The organism is Streptomyces sp. R-07 (assembly GCF_049913175.1).
Lineage (GTDB): Bacteria > Actinomycetota > Actinomycetes > Streptomycetales > Streptomycetaceae > Streptomyces.
This window is the reverse complement of the sequence record NZ_CP183978.1, coordinates 7,510,656-7,526,859: the sequence shown is the minus strand read 5'-3', so window position 1 is coordinate 7,526,859 and position 16,204 is coordinate 7,510,656. Positions and strand designations below refer to the sequence as shown.

Genomic DNA, 16,204 nt, shown 5'->3' with positions numbered 1-16,204 from the left:
CGGTCATTCCCGCGCGGGCGGTCCCGACGGGGAGGGCGTACGGCTCCTCCGGCCGACCCGGCCGAGCAGCGCGGTGAGGAGTACGGCCGTCAGGGTGCCGGCGACGACGCCACTGCCCAGGATCGTCCGGGCCCAGCCAGGGAACCCGGCGTAGAGGTCGGGGCTGAGCAGCGGCAGCAGTCCCGCGGTGAGCGCGAGCGCGGCCGTCAGTGAGCCCGGTCCCGTGCCGGACAGATCGGCGCGGCGGAGCATCTCGACGCCCATGACGGCGATCACGGCGTAGACGACGAGGGCGGAGCCGCCCACGACGGCCTCGGGGATCCCGGCCAGCGCCCGCGAGACGGGCGTGGCCAGACCGAGGACGACGAGGAGCGCTCCGGCGCCGGCCGTCACGAAGCGGCTGCGCACCCCGGTGAGGCGGCCGATGCCGATGTTCTCGGCGCTGGTGACCATGAGGGAGGTGCCGAACAGTCCGCCGGCGAGGGACATCAGGGCATCGGCGCGGGCGACACGGGGAACGTCCCGCTCGGGGGCGGGAGTCCGCCCGACGGTCTCGCTGTTGAGCACGGTCTGGCCGGTGATCTCGGCCAGGGTGGTGAGGCTGAACACGAGGAGCGGGAGCGCGGCCACGAGGTCGAACCGCGGCGCGCCGAAGGGCAGGAACACGGGCAGCGCGAAGCCTCCGGCGGCCGCGGGGCCGAAGGACCCCAGGCCGGTCCCCACCGCGACGGCCGTTCCCGCCGCCATCCCGATGAGGACGGACGTCTGTCGCCAGACGCCGCGCAGGAACACGTACGCGGCGACGGTCGCCGCCACGGTGAGCGCGGCGAGGAGCACCGCGCGCGGCTCCCCCGTGCCGTCGGGCCCGGTGACGAGCCGGGCGGCGACCCGGATCATCGCGATCCCGATGAGCAGCACGGTCACGCCCATGACGAGCGGCGGGAAGAGCCGTACGACACGGGCGTACAGGGGCAGCACGGCGAGCAGCAGGCCGGCCGCCAGGAGGACGGCACCGGCGGCGGTCGGCGGCCCGTGTTCCTGGGCGATCTGGAGGAACAGCGCTGTCGCGGCGCCGCCGGGCAGCATCACGAACGGCAGGCGGCCGCCGATGCGCCACACGCCGAGGGACTGGAGGAGGGCGCCGGCTCCGCACAGCAGCAGGACGGTGCTGAGCAGCGAGGCCGTCGCACCGGGCGACATCTTCAGGGTCCCGGCGACGAGGAAGACGGTGGAGACCGGGGCGGCGATCATCGCCAGGACGTGCTGGGCCGCCAGCGGGAGGAGGCGGCGCGGCGGCACCCGGGCGTCGACGTCCTCGGTCACCGTCCCGCCGGTGGAGGTGGTGGTGATGGTCGTCATGCCCGGGCCTCCAGCCACGGGATGTCCGCCGCGGTGTAGCGGTAGGCGCGGAAGACGGCGTTGGGCTGGGACGGGAAGAGGCTGCGGACCTCGCTCTCGCCGTAGCCGGCGAAGTACGGGACGACGTACTCCCAGCACAGGTAGCCGTCCTTCGTCACCTCGAAGAGGCGCCCGGACGGAGAGTCGGTGACGAGTGTGTTGCCGTTCGGCAGGCGCTGCGCGGAGCCCATGAAGGGCGCGAAGAAGAACTCGCGGGCCGGGTCGTGGTACTCCCACACGATGTCGCCGTCGGTCCGGTCGATCTCGATGACGCGGGAGTACGGCACGTCGTGGCCGGGCCGGAAGACGCCGTTGTCGAAGACCAGCAGTCGGCCGTCGTCCAGTTCGGTGGGCGCGTGCTGCTGGCTGACGGTGCCGGGGCGGCTGCGCCAGAGGATCTCGCCGGTGTCCCGGCTGATGACGACGACGGCCGAGACGCTCCGCAGACTGGCCAGGATGTTGCCGTCCCGCAGGGGGCTGACGCTGTTGATCAGCGGCCAGTGCTCGCGGGCGTAGGCCTCGTGCAGCGCGAAGGAATCGCGGTCGAGGTGCTCCGCGGCCCGCCAGGACCAGAGGAGTTCGCCGTCCGGGCCGACCTCCTTGATGGTGTCGGCCCAGACCACGCCGCCCGCGGCTTCGGAGCCGGGCACTCCGCCGCGTACCGCGGCGGCCTCGGTCCCGGCGAGGGGTTCCAGGGCGGTGTAGAGGATGCGGCCGTCGTCGAGGTGGTGGGCGTCGTGGTGCTGGAGGGGGTCCCGGTGCTCCCGCAGCACGGTCCCGTCGGGTGCCGCGCGGAGCATGACGCCGCCCCGGTACTTGTGCCACATCGGGAAGAGGGCCTGTTCTCCCGGGAGTACGCCGTTGTAGGCGAGGGTGCCGTCGGCGAGCAGCCGGGCGTGGCGTCCGGGGCGGTAGGGGAGGTCCCACCGGTGGACGGTGCGGCCGTGGAGGTCGACGAGGTGGACCTCGCCGGTGCCGGTGAGCGGCGCGTAGAGGGTGTAGCCCTCGGACGCGGCGGTCTCGTCGAGGGCGATGAGGCCGGTGGGACGTCGGCGGCGTGAGTTCTGGTCGATCGCGGGCACGTCGGGACTCCTCCTTCAAACTTTCTTTGATGAGAACAACCGACTTTGACGTTAGGGACGTTGTGTGACGGGCGTGTGTCGGGCGTACGAAACCGTCTCGGGGCTCCGGCCGTGCGCCGCGTAAGGTGCGGTCATGCGCAGCGGGGCGGGGAAAGGACGGGACCATCCATGGAGACCGGGAACACACCGCGGGTGGGCGCGGCCGTGCGCCGCCGGCGACGGGCGCTCGATCTGACGCTCGCCGACGTGGCGCGGAGCAGCGGGCTCTCCTCCCCGTTCCTCAGTCAGATCGAGAACGACCGGGCGCGCCCCAGCATGCGTTCGCTGCAGCGGATCGCGGACGCCCTCGGCACCACGGCGGTGCAGCTGCTCGCGGCCTCCGACGAGACCCGCACGGTCGACGTGGTGCGCGCCGGCGACGACAGCGGCCTCGACCGGGAGGCGCGCGTGCGACCGGTGGTGCGCGGCCGCCATCAGCTGCACGCGCTGGAGTTCGTCGGCGCGCACGAGGCGGACCGCGAGTTCCGGCACCGCAACGACGAGCTGCTGTACGTGGCGGACGGCTCGGTGGAGGTGGAGGCCGACGGCCGGATCCACCGGCTGGGCCGCGGGGACACCCTCCTGCTGTCCGGCGGCGTCCGCCACCGCTGGCGCACCACCGAACCGGGCTCGCGGGTCCTGACCGTCGCGGTCGGCGACCACGTCGAAGTGCTGGAGACCTCATGACGTGGACGGCACCACCGGTGCAGCGCTCCCAACAGCTGGGGAGCCTGGGTACTGTGACCGAACGTCAGATGCTCGAGGGGTGGCTGACCTGGCACCGGGAGACGCTGCTGGCCAAGTGCGCCGGCCTGGAGGCGGACCAGTTGGCGCGCGCCACCGTGGAGCCGTCGGGCCTCAGCCTCCTCGGCCTGGTCCGGCACATGGCGGAGGTGGAGCGGTCATGGTTCCGGCGCGGCTTCGCGGGCGAGAGCGTCGGCAACGTCTTCACCGGCCCGTCGGACGGCGACGAGGGGCTCGACGGTGTCGAACCCGCCGATGCGGAGCGGGACTTCGGGCTCCTCCGGGCCGAGATCGAGGCCTGCGACGCGGCGGCGGCCGGGCACGGCCTCGACGAGACCTTCCTGTCCTCGCGCGGGGTCGCCCTCAGCCTGCGCTGGGTCTACATGGTGATGATCCAGGAGTACGCCCGCCACAACGGCCACGCCGACTTCCTGCGGGAGCGCACGGACGGGGTGACGGGGGACGAGTGAGGTCCGGTACGGCGCTGAGGGTGCCGTACCGGACGGAACGGGGCGATCTCAGGCCTCGCGGGCGCCCTCGTACATCGCCTCGACGACCTCCGCGTACTCGCGCTCCACGACCGGCCGCTTGACCTTGAGGCTCGGGGTCAGCTCGCCGTGCTCGACGTCGAGGTCGCGCGGCAGCAGTGAGAACTTCTTGATGGTCTGCCACCGCTGCAGGTCGCCGTTGACGCGCTGGACGAAGCCGTCGACCAGCGCGTGCACCTCCGGCGCGGCGACGACCTCGGCGTAGGTGCGGCCTCCGAGGCCGTTCGATGCCGCCCAGGGCATGATCACGCTCTCGTCGAGTGCGATCAGGGCGGTGCAGTAGTTGCGGCCGTTGCCGATGACCAGGATGTTGCTGACGAACGGGCAGACGGCCTTGAACCGGCCCTCGATCTCCGTCGGCGCCACGTACTTGCCGCCGGACGTCTTGAACAGGTCCTTCTTGCGATCGGTGATGCGGACGAAGCCCTCCTTGTCGACCTCGCCGATGTCACCGGTACGGAACCACCCGTCGCTCTCCAGGACTTCGGCGGTCTTCTCCGGAAGGTTGTGGTAGCCGCGCATGATGCCGGGCCCCCTCAGGAGGATCTCCCCGTCCTCGGCGATGCGGACCTCGGTGCCGGGCAGGGGCCTTCCGACCGTGCCCACCCGATAGTCGTCGACCGGGTTGACGGTGCAGGCCGCACTGGTCTCCGTCAGGCCGTAGCCCTCGAGGACGGGCACGCCCGCGCCGGCGAAGAAGTAGCCGATGTCGGGGGCGAGTGCGGCACTGCCCGAGGCGCTGCCCCGGAGTTCTCCTCCGAACGCCGCCCGGATCTTGCCGTAGACGAGCTTGTCGGCGAGGGCGTGCTGCACGGTGAGCCACAGGGGCACCGTGCGGCGTCCCGTCGCCACCATGCTCTCCTGCCCGGTCCTGGCGTAGTCGCGGGCGACCTGCGCCGCCCACCGGAAGATCCTGTACTTGGCGCCGCCCTCGGCCCTCGCCCTCGCCGCGATGCCGTTGTAGACCTTCTCGAAGACCCTCGGCGCCGACGCCATCACGGTGGGCTTGACGACGGGCAGGTTGGTGACGATGCGGTCGATGCGCCCGTCCACCGCCATCACGTGTCCGGTCTGCACCTGACCGGAGATCAGGGCCTTGCCGAAGACGTGGGACAGCGGAAGCCACAGGAACTGCACGTCGTCGGGTTGCAGCAGCCCGCTGACCTCCTGCGCGGCGCCCTGGTAGGACCAGCAGTCGTGCACCAGGCGCACCCCCTTGGGGCGGCCGGTCGTTCCGGAGGTGTAGATCAGGGTGGCGAGCTGATCCGGTTCGATGGCTCCGACGGTCGTGTCGATCGCCTCCGGGCGTTCCTGGAGGTACGCCTTTCCGCGCTTCTCCAGCTCGGCGAGGGTCAGCACGTCCAGCCCCTCGACCTGGGGAAGGTCCGGCTCCGGGTCGAAGAGGATCGCGTGGCCGAGGCCGGGCAGGCGGTCGGTGTGTTCGACGACCTTGGCCAGCTGGGCGGCGTTCTCGACGAAGATCGCCCGGCTGTCGGAGTCGGCGAGGATGTACGCCGTCTCATCGGCGTTCGTGCTCGGGTAGACGGCGGTCGCGGCGGCGCCCGCGCACATCACGCCCATGTCGGCGAAGATCCACTCGACCCGGGTCGAGGAGGAGATGGCCACCCGCTCCTCGGGCCGCAGCCCGAGGGCGAGCAGACCGGCCGCGATCGCCGTGACGCGCTCCGCGGCCTGGGCCCAGGTCAGCGAGCGCCACTCCTCGGCCCCGGGAGCGCCGTTGCCGGTCGCGACGGGGTAGCGGTAGGCCTCGCCGTCGGGTGTGGCCTCGACCCGCGAGAGGAACAGGTGCGCCACCGAGTGCGGCCGGTTTTCGAGCAGGTACTGCGCGGAACTCATGCGACCTCCGGGCCCAGTGCGGCCATCAACATGTATTGACCGGCGGGTAACTTACGAGTGGTGGTGTGAGGCTAAGGGGAAACCCACCGCTGCGTAAGGGGAGCCGGGGAGGAAAGTCCCCCACGCCGGCACGTACCGACGTGGGGAGTTGAGACTCCTGCCACCCGAGATCGTCGAGGACGGGGTAGAGCCCCCGGCCCTGATCCAGGCGTCATCCGGCACCCGGCACCCGGCATGCGGCACCCGGCACCCGGCACCCGGCACCCGGCACCCGGCACCCGGATCAGGCTCCGCGCCCCTACTCCGCCCACCGGCCGCGCCGCCCGGCCGGACGGCAGCCCGGGGTGACGTATCCGGGGTACGCGGCCCACCGGGCGTGGGAGCCTGAACTCCGGCCTGGCTGAAGGAGATCGTCAGACGCTCCAGATCTCCTTCATCGTCGCCACTTCGCCCTTGGCGTTCAGCGTGACCTCATAGATGTTGCCGAAGCAGCCGTAAGGCGCCTCCACCTTGGGGTAGTCCTCGGTGGGAGCCCCGATCTCCTCGGCCAGGCAGCGGTCGATGTGCAGCGCCAGCTGCTCGTGGTCGACCTGCTTCCACTGGCCGGGACCGGCAGCCAGGGCCAGCTCCGCCTTGACGCCCGCGGGAAGTACGTAGTGCTTGGTCGGATCCCCCTTCTCGGCGCCGTAGATCCAGTCGTTCGGCGTGCAGTGCGGCTTGGCCTCCGCGGCCTCGAAGCCGCCGGAGTCACGCATCAGCTCGACCTTCACCTTCAGGTGCCCGGCGGGCAGGGTCGGCGGCGCGCCGCAGTCACCGCCCTTTCCGTCACCATCGACGTCATCGGTCGGAGCGCTGCTGCCGGCCTCGCCGGGGTCCGACGTCTTGGAGGCCGTGGCCGACGGCGAGGTGCTGCTGCCGGAACCTCCGGTCACACCTTCGGCTTCGGAGCCGTCGGGACCGCAGGCGGCGACGCCGCTCAGGGCGGCGAGAAGCGCAATCGCGCTGAGAACACGGCGAGTTGAGGTCATTCTTCCATTCCCCCGAATGAGAGAGCTCTGTGACGTGATCATGATTGATCGACGGAGCTTTCTACACCACCGGGTCGTTGAAGGGCCAATTGCCCACGGCCTCATCCTCCCGTGTGACCTCGTAGCTCCCCGTCACGTCGCGCGTGTGGTGGCTACCGGGTGGTGGACTGTCCGATCGCACGGAGGACGTCGGCGAGCCAGACCAGGTGGTGGCCCACGGCCCGGTCCGGGTTGGCGACGAGGTCCTCAAGGTGCTCCCATGACTCGGAAAGCTGCCCGATGGTGATCGTTCTCGGCTCGTTGGGGGACGTCGTAGAGTTCGTCGCCCGGACAGACCAGAAGTAGTCGCTCATTGTGTCGATCAGGGGCCGTCAGACCGAAGCAGGAGTTCGGCAATGTCCAGGACCCAGCCTGGAGCGAGCGCCCGCGTGATCATCGGGGGCTGTGTGGACCAGCGGCAACCGCGACGACGTCACCCAGCCGCTACCGCTGGTCGACGCCGTCCCTTGCATCCGTGTCAAACGGCAGGGCGCCGAGCCCAGAACAGGACGTGGCCGCTGTCGCCCTCGGGGACGAACTCCTCGTGGACCACCTCGAAGCCGGCCTGTACAAGCCATGCGCGGTTCGTGGCAGCGTCGGAGTGACTCCACCACATCGCGGCTCCGCCACCGAGCCAGTTCTCATCGGTCCCGGTCCAAGCCCGATGCCCGGTGGTGCTCAGGAGCCAGCCTCCCGGCCGGAGCCAGGAAGCCATCCGTTCCAGCAGAGCCGGCTGTTCCTCCACGGGAACATGGATCAGGGCGTACAAGCAGACGATGCCGTCGAAGCTCCCCCGGGGGAGCTCCAGAGCCGTGGCATCAGCCCGGATGAAGTCGGCCCCCGGCACAAGCTCCCGGGCCCTGCGGATCTGGACCTCGCTGATGTCGACGCCCGTCACGCGGTGACCCGCCGCGACCAGGGAGCGCGCTACGGGAACACCGGTGCCGCAACCGATGTCCAGGACGGTGCCTGTCTCGGGGAGCCGACCGAGCAACTCCTCGATCCACGGCCCGTACTTCGTCTCGCTGCCGAACGCCCGCTCATAGTGCTCCGAGAGCACGTCATACCCGCGCCGGACCAGTTCCTTCGGATCTTCACCGCTCACGTGCGCACGCTACGGGCACGTCTGTCGGGCGCGCGACCGCTTTTCGCTCAGGGCTCCTGGCCGACACTCCACCCGGAGGAGGCTGCGTGTTCGCCTTGGTGTCAGCTCCTCCAAGGCCGCATCCCCCACGCTCCTGGGCCCCGGTCGTTCAGCAAGGCGCAGACGAAGTGCTCCTCCGTGGCGCGCAGGCGGGTCAGCAGTGCCGGGTTCGTCGAGACCTGGCTGGTGACGGACACGGTCACCGTGCGCCGGCCGTCCCGGGTGGCCGCGGCGAACTGCGTGTAGCCGGGGGTGTTGCCGGTGTGGCCCAGGACCGTGCCGCAGCGGGTGGTGTAGCGGAACAGGCCCAGGCCCGCCGCGTTGGCGCCGGGGCCGGCCGGTTCGGAATTGCCGCCGGGGAGGAAGTCCTGCTGGGCACGGCGGGTGGCGGGCGAGAGCAGCTCGGGGCCCGCGTAGCCGCCGATGAACCGGCTCAGGTCGGCCGGCGTGGATACGATGCCGCCCGACGCCCAGGCACCGGAGGCGCTGATCGCCTCGCTCACGTCCTCGGGCGGCTCCCCGGGGGCGGTGAAGTAGCCGTGCAGGAAGGGACGGGGAAGGCGGTAGCCCTGCGGGAGGCTGGTCGACGTCAGACCGAGCGGGCGGTCGACGAGCTGCCGCAGCAGCGACTCGTACGAACGGCCGGTGGCCTCCTCGGCCATCAGGGCGACCGCGATGTTGTCCGAGTTGGAGTAGGCGTAGCGGCTGCCCGGCGGGAAGACGAGCGGCCGGCCGGACACGAAGTCGAGGAGGCGGCGGGAGTCGAAGTGGTGGCGGGGATCGGCGCGGACGATGTCCTGGAACGCCTGGCTCTTGCTGAAGTCCGGAAGCCCGCTGGTGTGCTGGAGCAACTGACGAAGGGTCACCGCATGCCAGGCGGCGGGCAGATGGGGCAGCCGCCGGCCGATCGTGTCGTCCAGGTCCAGGGCGCGCCGGTCCACGAGGCTCAGCGCGACCGCACCGCTGAAGGCCTTGGCCACGCTGGCGACGCGCATGTGGTCACCCGGCCGGAGCGGGCGCCCCGTGCCCACCTCGGCCGTGCCGGCCCGGTAGACCTGCCGCATGCCGTCCCGGGTCAGGACCGCGATCGCTCCGGGCGGCCCGCCCGGAGCCGCCACCAGCTCGGCGAGGGCCCGCTGGAGCGCCGGGTCGCCGTGACCGGAGTCGTACGGCCCCGGACCCGGCGGAGCGGCGGCTGCGGCCGGTGCGGTCACGCCGCCGCTCAGGACGGCGGCGGCCACGGCCGCCCCGACGGCCGCCGCCCGGAATCGCCACCTCGGGCGAGGTCCGGTAGGGCCACAAGCGGGGCTCGTGGAACTCCGCCCGTCGTACGCGGCGGGCACTCGTCGGGGCATGCGCTACCTCCTCGGCTACGGGACCTGGAACGGCGGGCGGCGCTCACGGGGGTCCCGATCCGGCCGGCGCCGACCGTCCGGGCTGCGGCCGGCCACCCGACCGCCCAGTTCCAGGATTCGGCCACCGTCTCGCGGACCGGACTCCGCCGCGCGCCGCCTGCGCCATCCGGCCCATACACTCCCGGCGCGGGAGCGGGCGGACGTCCTCGGCCCCCCGCCGCGCTCAGCCGGTCGGCGCGGTCCCCGTCCCGGGTCGCCGCCCGGACGCGGTCCGGTATCCGACGGTGACCAGGACCGTGGCCACCAGGACGACCGCGCCCACCGTGCGCAGCGCCGGGCTCATCCCGTCGGCGAAGGACGCCGCACCGGCCTCGGCGTCGTGCAGGGCGAGTACGGTGCCGGTGACGGCCACGCCGAGAGCGGCGCCGATCTCCCGGGCCGAGGTGCCGAGACCGGAACCGAGACCGGCCTGGTGCGCGGGGAGGGCGGAGACGACGCCGACGGTCAGGGCCGGCATGCACAGACCGGTCCCCGCCGAGATGACCAGGAGCCCGCAGGCGTACAGCGCGTACGGCGTGCCCGGACCGGCGGTGGAGACCCCCAGGAGTCCGGCGCCGATCAGGAACAGCCCGGTGGTGACGGCGGGGCGCGGTCCGGAGGCGGCCTGCCAGCGGGTCGCGACCTTCGGGAAGACGGCCATGCCGATCGTGAGCGGGACGATGGCGAGTCCGGTGACGGCGGGCCCGTACCCCTTGACGTACTGCAGGTACTGCGAGTTGGCGTAGAAGAGCGAGAAGAGACCGAAGAACCCGGTGGCCGTGCCGAGGACGGCGGCGCGCAGCTGCCCGGAGCGGAAGACCCGCGGGTCGAACAGGGCGGCCGGCGAGCGCAGCGCGTACCGGGTGAACAGGCCGGTCAGCGCCGCGCCCACCGCGAAGAGGACGAGGATGCGGGGTGAGGTCCAGCCGTACGTCGGCCCTTCGATGATGCCCGCGAGGAGGGTGACCAGGGCCGCGACGAGCAGCAGGGTGCCGCGCGGGTCGGGGTGCCCGTGCGGGGAGCGCTCGGTGCGCGGAACGGTGACCGCGACCGTCCAGGCGAGGAGCGCGGCCAGGGGGACCATCAGCCAGAACAGGGCGCGCCAGGAGGCGAATTGACCGGCCGCTCCCCCACCGACGTTGCCGGCGAGTCCGCCCAGGCCGACGGCGAGGGTCCAGGAGGCCAGGGCCCTGGCCCGGTGTTCCGGTCCGGCGAGCCGCACGAGGATGGACATGGTCGCGGGCATGATGCAGGCGGCTCCTGCACCGGACACCCCGCGGCCGGCGATCAGCAGCGCGGGCGACGAGGCCATCGCGCTCAGCGCCGCCCCGGCGGCGAACAGCGCGAGGCCGGCGAGCAGCACGCCCTTGCGGCCCCGGCGGTCGCCCAGTGCTCCGGCGGGGATGAGCAGGCCGGCGAAGACGATGACGTACGCGTCGACGGTCCACAGCAGCTGGCTGGAGGACAACTCAAGGGAGGAGGTGGCCAGTTGGGGGATGAGCAGGTTGATCGCGGCGACCATGCCCTGCGCGACGAGAACGCAGGCGCACAGGGCGAGCAGCGTCCACCGCCTGAGCGGGCTCGGCGCGGGGCCGGCCGGGGCGGAGGGAGGCGGGGAGAGGGCAGCGGAAGACATGGCTCCTCCGGGGAGCGTCGTGGCGAGGGGGTGTGCGCTCACCGTAGGCTCAGCCGGTGGATTACTTCCAGTGCATCTTTTGCAAGGAGTGAGTGCGTGTGACGCAATCCGTGGACGCCACCGGCCTCGACCTCAACCTTCTCCTCGCCCTCGACGTCCTCCTGGAGGAACAGAGCGTGCGGGGAGCGGCCAGGCGCCTGCATCTGTCCGAGCCGGCCACCAGCCGCACCCTGGGCCGGATCCGCAAGGCGCTGGGCGATCCGATCCTGGTGCGCGCCGGACGTGCGATGGTCCCGACGCCGTACGCCCTGTCCGTACGGGCCGAGGTCGGCGCGGTCGTGGAGCGGGCCAGGGCGCTGTTCGCCGCCTCGGGACCCACCGATCTCCGCACCGTCACACGCACCTTCACGGTGCTCGGTCAGGACTCCCACCCCGCCCTGCTCGGCCCCGCCCTGCTCGCACGCGCCGGCCGCGAGGCCCCGCAGGTGCGGCTGCGGTTCCTGAACGAGAGCCACATCGACGCCCCGGCGCTGCGGGAAGGCGTCGCCGACCTGGAGATCGGTGTCATCGACACCGTCCATCCCGAGGTGCACACCGAACACCTCCTGGACGACCGCATGCTCGGGGTCGTGCGTGCGGGGCATCCGCTGCTCCAGGGGCGTCTGACACGGCGGAGGTTCGCGGCGGACGCGGACCACCTGGTCGTCTCGCGCCGGGGGCGGCTGCACGGCCCGATCGACACCGCACTGGCCGAGCACGGTCTGCGGCGACGGGTCGTCGCGGCCGTCGGCACGTACCCGGCGTCGCTGTTCGTCCTCCGCGACACCGACCTCGTCGGCCTGATCAGCGCACGCAGCCGCGCACTGGCCACGTCGCTCGGTCTGGTCACGTTCGACGTCCCCCTCGACCTGCCGCCGCTGCCGGTCGGCCTCGCCTGGCATCCGCGTCACGACGCCGACCCCGCGCACGCCTGGCTGCGTGGCTGCGTACGGGACCTGATGCGCGGCGCGGACGGGTGAACGGTCGACGGGCGCGCGGCGGTGCCCGGTGCCAGGCTGGTCGCGTACCGCATCCGCGAAAGGGAATCGCCATGCTCACCACCGCCTACGTGCCCGGCTCCCCCTGCTGGCTCGACCTCGGCGCGCCCGACGTGCCCGCCGCCGCGGCCTTCTACGGCACCGTGCTCGACTGGGAGTACGAGCCCATGGGCGAAGGACAGGACGCTGAAGGCGGGATGTTCCGGAAGGACGGGAAGGTCGTCGCGGGGCTCGGCAGGCTGACCGAGCAGGGTGCGCGCTCGGCCTGGATGATCTACTACTCCGTCGCCGACGCGGACGCCACGACCCAGGCGGTGGAGCGCGCGGGCGGCACGGTCCGGGTGGCCCCGAAGTCCTTCGGCGAGCAGGGCCGGATGGCTCAGTACAGCGACCCCCTGGGGGGACAGTTCGCCGTCTGGCAGCCGGGCGACATCAAGGGCGCCGAGCTGGTGCACGAAGCGGGCTCGCTGAACTGGACCGAGCTGTACACGACCGACGCGGCGGCCGCGAAGGAGTTCTACGGCGGCGTCCTCGGCTGGCGGTTCAGCGACATGGACCTGCCCGGCGACGCGGGCACGTACATCCTCATCACCCCCGCGGGACTTCCCGAGGAACGCATGCACGGCGGTCTCATGCAGGTGTCCGAGGCGGACCTCTCCCTGACGGACGGGCGGCCGTACTGGCACCCCGTCTTCGCCGTCGACGACTGCGACGCCACGGTCGCCAGGGTCACCCAGAACGGCGGCAGTGTGCAGATGGGGCCGGTGGACATGGAAGGGGTCGGCCGGATGGCCGTGTGCCTCGACCCGTCGAACGCCGACTTCGTGGTCCTCACCCCGCCCGCCGCCTGAACCGCCGGCGGGGTGGTCCGTGGCGCCCCGTCGCCGACCGAGCCGCCGGCGGGGTCCGCGGCCAGGTCGCCGACCGAGCCGCCGACGACGTGATCCGTGGCCTGGTCGCCGGACCGCGGTCACGTGAGAATGCCCCCATGACCGATGCAGCAGCGACACCGGCAGAGCAGTCCGTACGCGTCGAACGTGACGGCCCCGTGACCACGGTGGTCCTGTCACGGCCCGCCGCCCGCAACGCCGTGGACGGGCCGACGGCCAGCCAACTGGCCGACGCCTTCCGGGCGTTCGAGGCCGACGAGGAGGCCGCGGTCGCGGTGCTGTGGGGCGAGGGCGGCACGTTCTGCGCGGGCGCCGACCTCAAGGCCGTCGGGACCGAGCGGGGAAACCGGGTGGCACCCGACGGCGACGGCCCGATGGGGCCGACCCGGCTGCGGCTCACCAAGCCGGTCATCGCGGCCGTCAGCGGCCATGCCGTGGCCGGCGGCCTGGAGCTGGCCCTGTGGTGCGATCTGCGCGTGGTCGAGGAGGACGCGGTGCTCGGGGTGTTCTGCCGCCGGTGGGGCGTGCCCCTGATCGACGGCGGCACGGTCCGGCTGCCGCGGCTGATCGGCGAGAGCCGCGCCATGGACCTGATCCTGACCGGGCGGCCGGTCCCGGCGGCCGAGGCGTACGAGATCGGGCTCGCCAACCGTCTCGTACCGGCGGGCCGGGCCCGGGCGGCGGCGGAGGAACTCGCCCGGGAGATCGCCGGGTTCCCCCAGCTGTGTCTGCGCCACGACCGGCTGTCCGTACGGGAGCAGCACGGGCTGCCGGAGCCCGAGGCCCTGGCGGCCGAGCTGCGGCACGGCATGGTGCCGCTGTCGGCCGGGGAGACCCTCTCGGGCGCCGCGCGCTTCACGGCCGGGGCGGGACGGCACGGCTCCTTCGCCACCTGAGCGGTCCCGTCGCGGCGGGACGGGGCCTTTCGCCACTTGAGCCGTCCCGTCGCGACAGGACGGAACGGGACGACTCCTCGACGATCGTGCACGAACCGACCCGCCCCGTCCTCCCCCGACGATCGAGCGCGAACCGACCGCTTCGGGCGGGGCTACAGGCCGAGCGCCTCCGCGGCGAGTTCGGTCCCCCGCACGCGTGCCTCGATCTTGGCGAAGGCCGTCTCCCGCGAGGTGGAGGTGTCGTCGGCGAACGGAGCGAAGCCGGCGTCGTCGCAGGTCCCCAACTGGTCGACGGGGATGTGCCGGGCCGCCAGCAGGACCCGGTCCCGTACCTCCTCGGCGGTCTCGATCCGGGGGGCGAGCGGGTCAATGACGCCGACGAACACACGGCTCCCGGCAGGCAGGTACTCGGCGACGATCCGCAGGACGCGCTCGGGGTCGGACTCACTGGCCGTCTGCAGGTAGAAGTTGCGGGCCTTCAGCTGGAACAGCTTCGGCAGCAGCCCGGCGTAGTCGACGTCGAGGCTGTGGGTGGAGTCCATGTCGGCACCCGGGTCGGTATGGACGCCGAGACGGGCCCGCTCGTCCTCGGTGAACCGCTCCAGGACCCGGTTGTCGAGGGCGATGAACTCGTCGAGCAGGCCGCCGGACGGGTCGAGCTTCAGCGCGAGCCGGGCTTCGGTGAAGTCCAGCTGCACGCAGTGCGCGCCGGCGTCGAGGCAGGCGCGGATCTCGGCCTCGGACTGGGCGACGACGTCTTCCAGGAACGCCTGCCGGGGGTACCCGTCGATGCCTTGGGCCGGGTAGAGCAGGCTCAGCGCGGAGGGTGCGACGACGGACTGCTTGACGGGCAGGTCGGTGAGCTCGCGGGCCTGCTTGAGGTAGACGTCGGCGCGCACCTGGTGGCGGAACGGTCCTGACGTCAGACGGGGCAGTTGACGGGTGTGCCCGTCGGCGAAGGGGATGACGGCGCCGTCGGGAGCGGTCGCGAGCCCGGTGAGGGGGTACGTGATGGTGCTGGGCTTGGCCTGGTCTCCGTCGACCAGGACGGGGCTGCCCAGCTTCTCGAGCTGGGCCAGGGTGTCGGCGACGGCCCGGACCTGGATCTCGCTCAGCCCCGTGGCCTGCTCGGCCAGGGCGTCGAGGAGGGCGGGGGTACGGGGAAGGCTGCCGATCGGCTCGGTGGGGATGCTCATGTCCGGCACCCTAGGAGCCGCCCGGCACGTCTCCGGGCGGGCGTGAGGCCCAACCGGAGGGATTCGTTCCGTCAGGCGTGGGTGGCGCCAAGGGATGCGCGCCTCCGGCCACGGTGCGGAGGTTCACTCGATCGAGTCATCGGGTCCGTCACCTCGACATGATGAGCAGGCCCGGGACGTCGGCAGATCAGGACGCCCCGGGCCGGTCAGCGGCAGAGGAGTGCCGCGCGCAGGTCCGGTCTGTGGTCGAGGCGGGACAGGTCCCGGCCGGTGCGGAGCTCGACGCGCTCGACGCGGTAGTGGACGGTGTTGACGTGGAGGTGCAGGGCCTCGGCGGTCCTGGTCCAGGAGCAGTTGTGCGCCAGGAAGCCCTCCAGTGTCTCCAGGAGTACGGCGTTCGAGCCGCGTGCCTCGTCGAGGAGGGGGCCCAGGACCGTGTCCCGGTAGGCGGCCCGCACGTCGCCGGGGATCCCGGCGAGCAGGGTCCGCAGGCTGGAGAGCTCGCTGACGGCCGTGACGTGCGCGCTGCGCGGTGCGGCAGTGCGGCGGTACGGGTGGTCGCGGCGAGTGCGTAGCGGGCCTGGCCGACGGCCGCCCCCAGCGCACCGGCGGTGGTGACGGGTTCGCTCACTCCGGCGTGCAGGGCGCTGTCGGGCCGGCAGGCGTGGATCAGGGGCCAGACCTCCGCGAGGCGTTCCCTCAGGGGTTCGTCCGTACCGTCCTGGGCGACGATCGCGGTCGCCTCACCACGGGGCCGCTCGCCGACGCCGAAGGCGACCGGGGCGAGCTGGCCGAGTGCTTCGGCGAGTGCGGCCCGGCTGCCCGGGCCCTCCTCCAGGGGTCCGGGTGTCGGCGCCGACGCGACGACGACGGTGTACGGGCCCCGGTCGGCCAGGCCGCACGCGCTCAGTGCGTGTTCGAGGGCGTTGGTCTCGACGTACGGGACGTCGACGAGGCGCATCAGCTCCTGCTGCGCGGGCTCGTGTGCGGCCCGTCGGCGGTCGTGGCGGCGGCGCGAGCGGCCGAGGAGTTCGGCGATCTCGCGCAGGACCCGGGGCGGGACCTGCGCCTCCTCGGGCAGGTGGAGGTACCAGGCGTCGAAGACGGTGTCGTCGGCCTCGACGCGCAGGGCCGTGCCCGTCATGTCGCGCAGGCACTGCGAGGCCTGCGCTGCACCGAGTTCGGGGGCTCCGGCGGTGCGCGCGACCGTGCGGCCGCTGCCGGAGAGCAGGTAGCAGGCGGGGGTGCCGAGGTGGGCGAAGGCGCTGTCGAGGAG

Annotated in this window: 15 protein-coding genes and 1 pseudogene; 5 read left to right on the top strand and 11 right to left on the bottom strand. The window is 72.5% G+C overall.

What is annotated here, in order from left to right; all coding sequences use genetic code 11:
- Positions 1-3: 3 nt before the first annotated feature.
- Positions 4-1,359: a uracil-xanthine permease family protein gene (locus ACN9M0_RS34325; protein ID WP_426404802.1), complete on the bottom strand. Its 1,356-nt coding sequence runs from the start codon at positions 1,357-1,359 to the stop codon at positions 4-6.
- Positions 1,356-2,480, bottom strand: a complete 1,125-nt coding sequence (locus ACN9M0_RS34320) for an aryl-sulfate sulfotransferase (RefSeq protein ID WP_366041649.1) — start codon at positions 2,478-2,480, stop codon at positions 1,356-1,358. The genes ACN9M0_RS34325 and ACN9M0_RS34320 overlap by 4 nt, the downstream gene beginning before the upstream one ends.
- Positions 2,481-2,648: 168 nt before the next feature.
- On the opposite strand from ACN9M0_RS34320, the gene ACN9M0_RS34315 reads away from it, so the two are divergent.
- Both ACN9M0_RS34315 and ACN9M0_RS34310 read left to right on the top strand, forming a co-directional pair.
- Entirely contained in the window at positions 2,649-3,206 is a 558-nt protein-coding gene (locus tag ACN9M0_RS34315) for a helix-turn-helix domain-containing protein (RefSeq protein ID WP_366041650.1), read from the top strand.
- Positions 3,203-3,733, top strand: coding sequence for a DinB family protein (locus tag ACN9M0_RS34310; RefSeq protein WP_366041651.1), 531 nt, complete (start codon positions 3,203-3,205; stop codon positions 3,731-3,733). The genes ACN9M0_RS34315 and ACN9M0_RS34310 overlap by 4 nt, the downstream gene beginning before the upstream one ends.
- A 48-nt stretch (positions 3,734-3,781) precedes the next feature.
- Here the strand turns inward: ACN9M0_RS34310 and ACN9M0_RS34305 are convergent, their stop codons facing one another.
- From ACN9M0_RS34305 to ACN9M0_RS34280, 6 genes are all read right to left on the bottom strand, one after another.
- On the bottom strand, positions 3,782-5,668 hold the full coding sequence (locus ACN9M0_RS34305) for an AMP-dependent synthetase/ligase (RefSeq protein WP_366041652.1): 1,887 nt from the start codon (positions 5,666-5,668) through the stop codon (positions 3,782-3,784).
- 413 nt (positions 5,669-6,081) lie between these two features.
- A complete protein-coding gene (locus ACN9M0_RS34300; RefSeq protein ID WP_399697310.1) occupies positions 6,082-6,696 on the bottom strand; it encodes a hypothetical protein in 615 nt (204 codons plus the stop codon).
- Between the two features lie 152 nt (positions 6,697-6,848).
- Positions 6,849-7,049 carry a hypothetical protein gene (locus ACN9M0_RS34295; protein WP_366041654.1) on the bottom strand — a complete coding sequence of 67 codons (201 nt, stop codon included), beginning with the start codon at positions 7,047-7,049 and terminating at the stop codon, positions 6,849-6,851.
- A 164-nt stretch (positions 7,050-7,213) separates the two neighbouring features.
- A complete protein-coding gene (locus ACN9M0_RS34290) occupies positions 7,214-7,840 on the bottom strand; it encodes a class I SAM-dependent methyltransferase (protein ID WP_366041655.1) in 627 nt (208 codons plus the stop codon).
- A gap of 101 nt (positions 7,841-7,941) precedes the next feature.
- On the bottom strand, positions 7,942-9,234 hold the full coding sequence (locus ACN9M0_RS34285) for a serine hydrolase domain-containing protein (protein WP_426404801.1): 1,293 nt from the start codon (positions 9,232-9,234) through the stop codon (positions 7,942-7,944).
- Positions 9,235-9,457: 223 nt separating this feature from the next.
- Positions 9,458-10,909: an MFS transporter gene (locus ACN9M0_RS34280; protein ID WP_426404800.1), complete on the bottom strand. Its 1,452-nt coding sequence runs from the start codon at positions 10,907-10,909 to the stop codon at positions 9,458-9,460.
- Positions 10,910-11,001: 92 nt separating this feature from the next.
- Between ACN9M0_RS34280 and ACN9M0_RS34275 the strand changes: the two genes are divergently transcribed.
- The 3 genes from ACN9M0_RS34275 (at position 11,002) to ACN9M0_RS34265 (ending at position 13,732) form a co-directional block, all read left to right on the top strand.
- Positions 11,002-11,928, top strand: coding sequence for a LysR family transcriptional regulator (locus tag ACN9M0_RS34275; RefSeq protein ID WP_426404799.1), 927 nt, complete (start codon positions 11,002-11,004; stop codon positions 11,926-11,928).
- Between the two features lie 71 nt (positions 11,929-11,999).
- On the top strand, positions 12,000-12,797 hold the full coding sequence (locus ACN9M0_RS34270) for a VOC family protein (protein WP_366041659.1): 798 nt from the start codon (positions 12,000-12,002) through the stop codon (positions 12,795-12,797).
- Positions 12,798-12,934: 137 nt separating this feature from the next.
- The gene (locus tag ACN9M0_RS34265; RefSeq protein ID WP_426404798.1) at positions 12,935-13,732 is read left to right on the top strand and encodes a crotonase/enoyl-CoA hydratase family protein; all 798 of its coding nucleotides are present in this window, start codon (positions 12,935-12,937) and stop codon (positions 13,730-13,732) included.
- Between the two features lie 152 nt (positions 13,733-13,884).
- Here the strand turns inward: ACN9M0_RS34265 and ACN9M0_RS34260 are convergent, their stop codons facing one another.
- From ACN9M0_RS34260 to ACN9M0_RS34250, 3 genes and pseudogenes are all read right to left on the bottom strand, one after another.
- Positions 13,885-14,928: a 5-methyltetrahydropteroyltriglutamate--homocysteine methyltransferase gene (locus tag ACN9M0_RS34260; RefSeq protein WP_426404797.1), complete on the bottom strand. Its 1,044-nt coding sequence runs from the start codon at positions 14,926-14,928 to the stop codon at positions 13,885-13,887.
- 206 nt (positions 14,929-15,134) lie between these two features.
- Positions 15,135-15,386, bottom strand: a complete 252-nt coding sequence (locus ACN9M0_RS34255) for a PucR family transcriptional regulator (protein ID WP_426405366.1) — start codon at positions 15,384-15,386, stop codon at positions 15,135-15,137.
- A 164-nt stretch (positions 15,387-15,550) separates the two neighbouring features.
- A pseudogene (locus tag ACN9M0_RS34250) lies at positions 15,551-15,889 on the bottom strand (PucR family transcriptional regulator); the annotation flags it as partial.
- Between the last annotated feature and the right edge of the window lie 315 nt (positions 15,890-16,204).

Bases quoted from the DNA above. Each gene is read 5' to 3' on its own strand.
- ACN9M0_RS34270 (WP_366041659.1), top strand. From the start codon at position 12,000: ATGCTCACCACCGCCTACGTGCCCGGCTCCCCCTGCTGGCTCGACCTC.
- ACN9M0_RS34325 (WP_426404802.1), bottom strand. From the start codon at position 1,359: ATGACGACCATCACCACCACCTCCACCGGCGGGACGGTGACCGAGGAC.
- ACN9M0_RS34310 (WP_366041651.1), top strand. From the start codon at position 3,203: ATGACGTGGACGGCACCACCGGTGCAGCGCTCCCAACAGCTGGGGAGC.
- ACN9M0_RS34265 (WP_426404798.1), top strand. From the start codon at position 12,935: ATGACCGATGCAGCAGCGACACCGGCAGAGCAGTCCGTACGCGTCGAA.
- ACN9M0_RS34315 (WP_366041650.1), top strand. From the start codon at position 2,649: ATGGAGACCGGGAACACACCGCGGGTGGGCGCGGCCGTGCGCCGCCGG.
- ACN9M0_RS34305 (WP_366041652.1), bottom strand. From the start codon at position 5,668: ATGAGTTCCGCGCAGTACCTGCTCGAAAACCGGCCGCACTCGGTGGCG.
- ACN9M0_RS34295 (WP_366041654.1), bottom strand. From the start codon at position 7,049: ATGAGCGACTACTTCTGGTCTGTCCGGGCGACGAACTCTACGACGTCC.
- ACN9M0_RS34285 (WP_426404801.1), bottom strand. From the start codon at position 9,234: ATGCCCCGACGAGTGCCCGCCGCGTACGACGGGCGGAGTTCCACGAGC.
- ACN9M0_RS34260 (WP_426404797.1), bottom strand. From the start codon at position 14,928: ATGAGCATCCCCACCGAGCCGATCGGCAGCCTTCCCCGTACCCCCGCC.
- ACN9M0_RS34300 (WP_399697310.1), bottom strand. From the start codon at position 6,696: ATGACCTCAACTCGCCGTGTTCTCAGCGCGATTGCGCTTCTCGCCGCC.
- ACN9M0_RS34280 (WP_426404800.1), bottom strand. From the start codon at position 10,909: ATGTCTTCCGCTGCCCTCTCCCCGCCTCCCTCCGCCCCGGCCGGCCCC.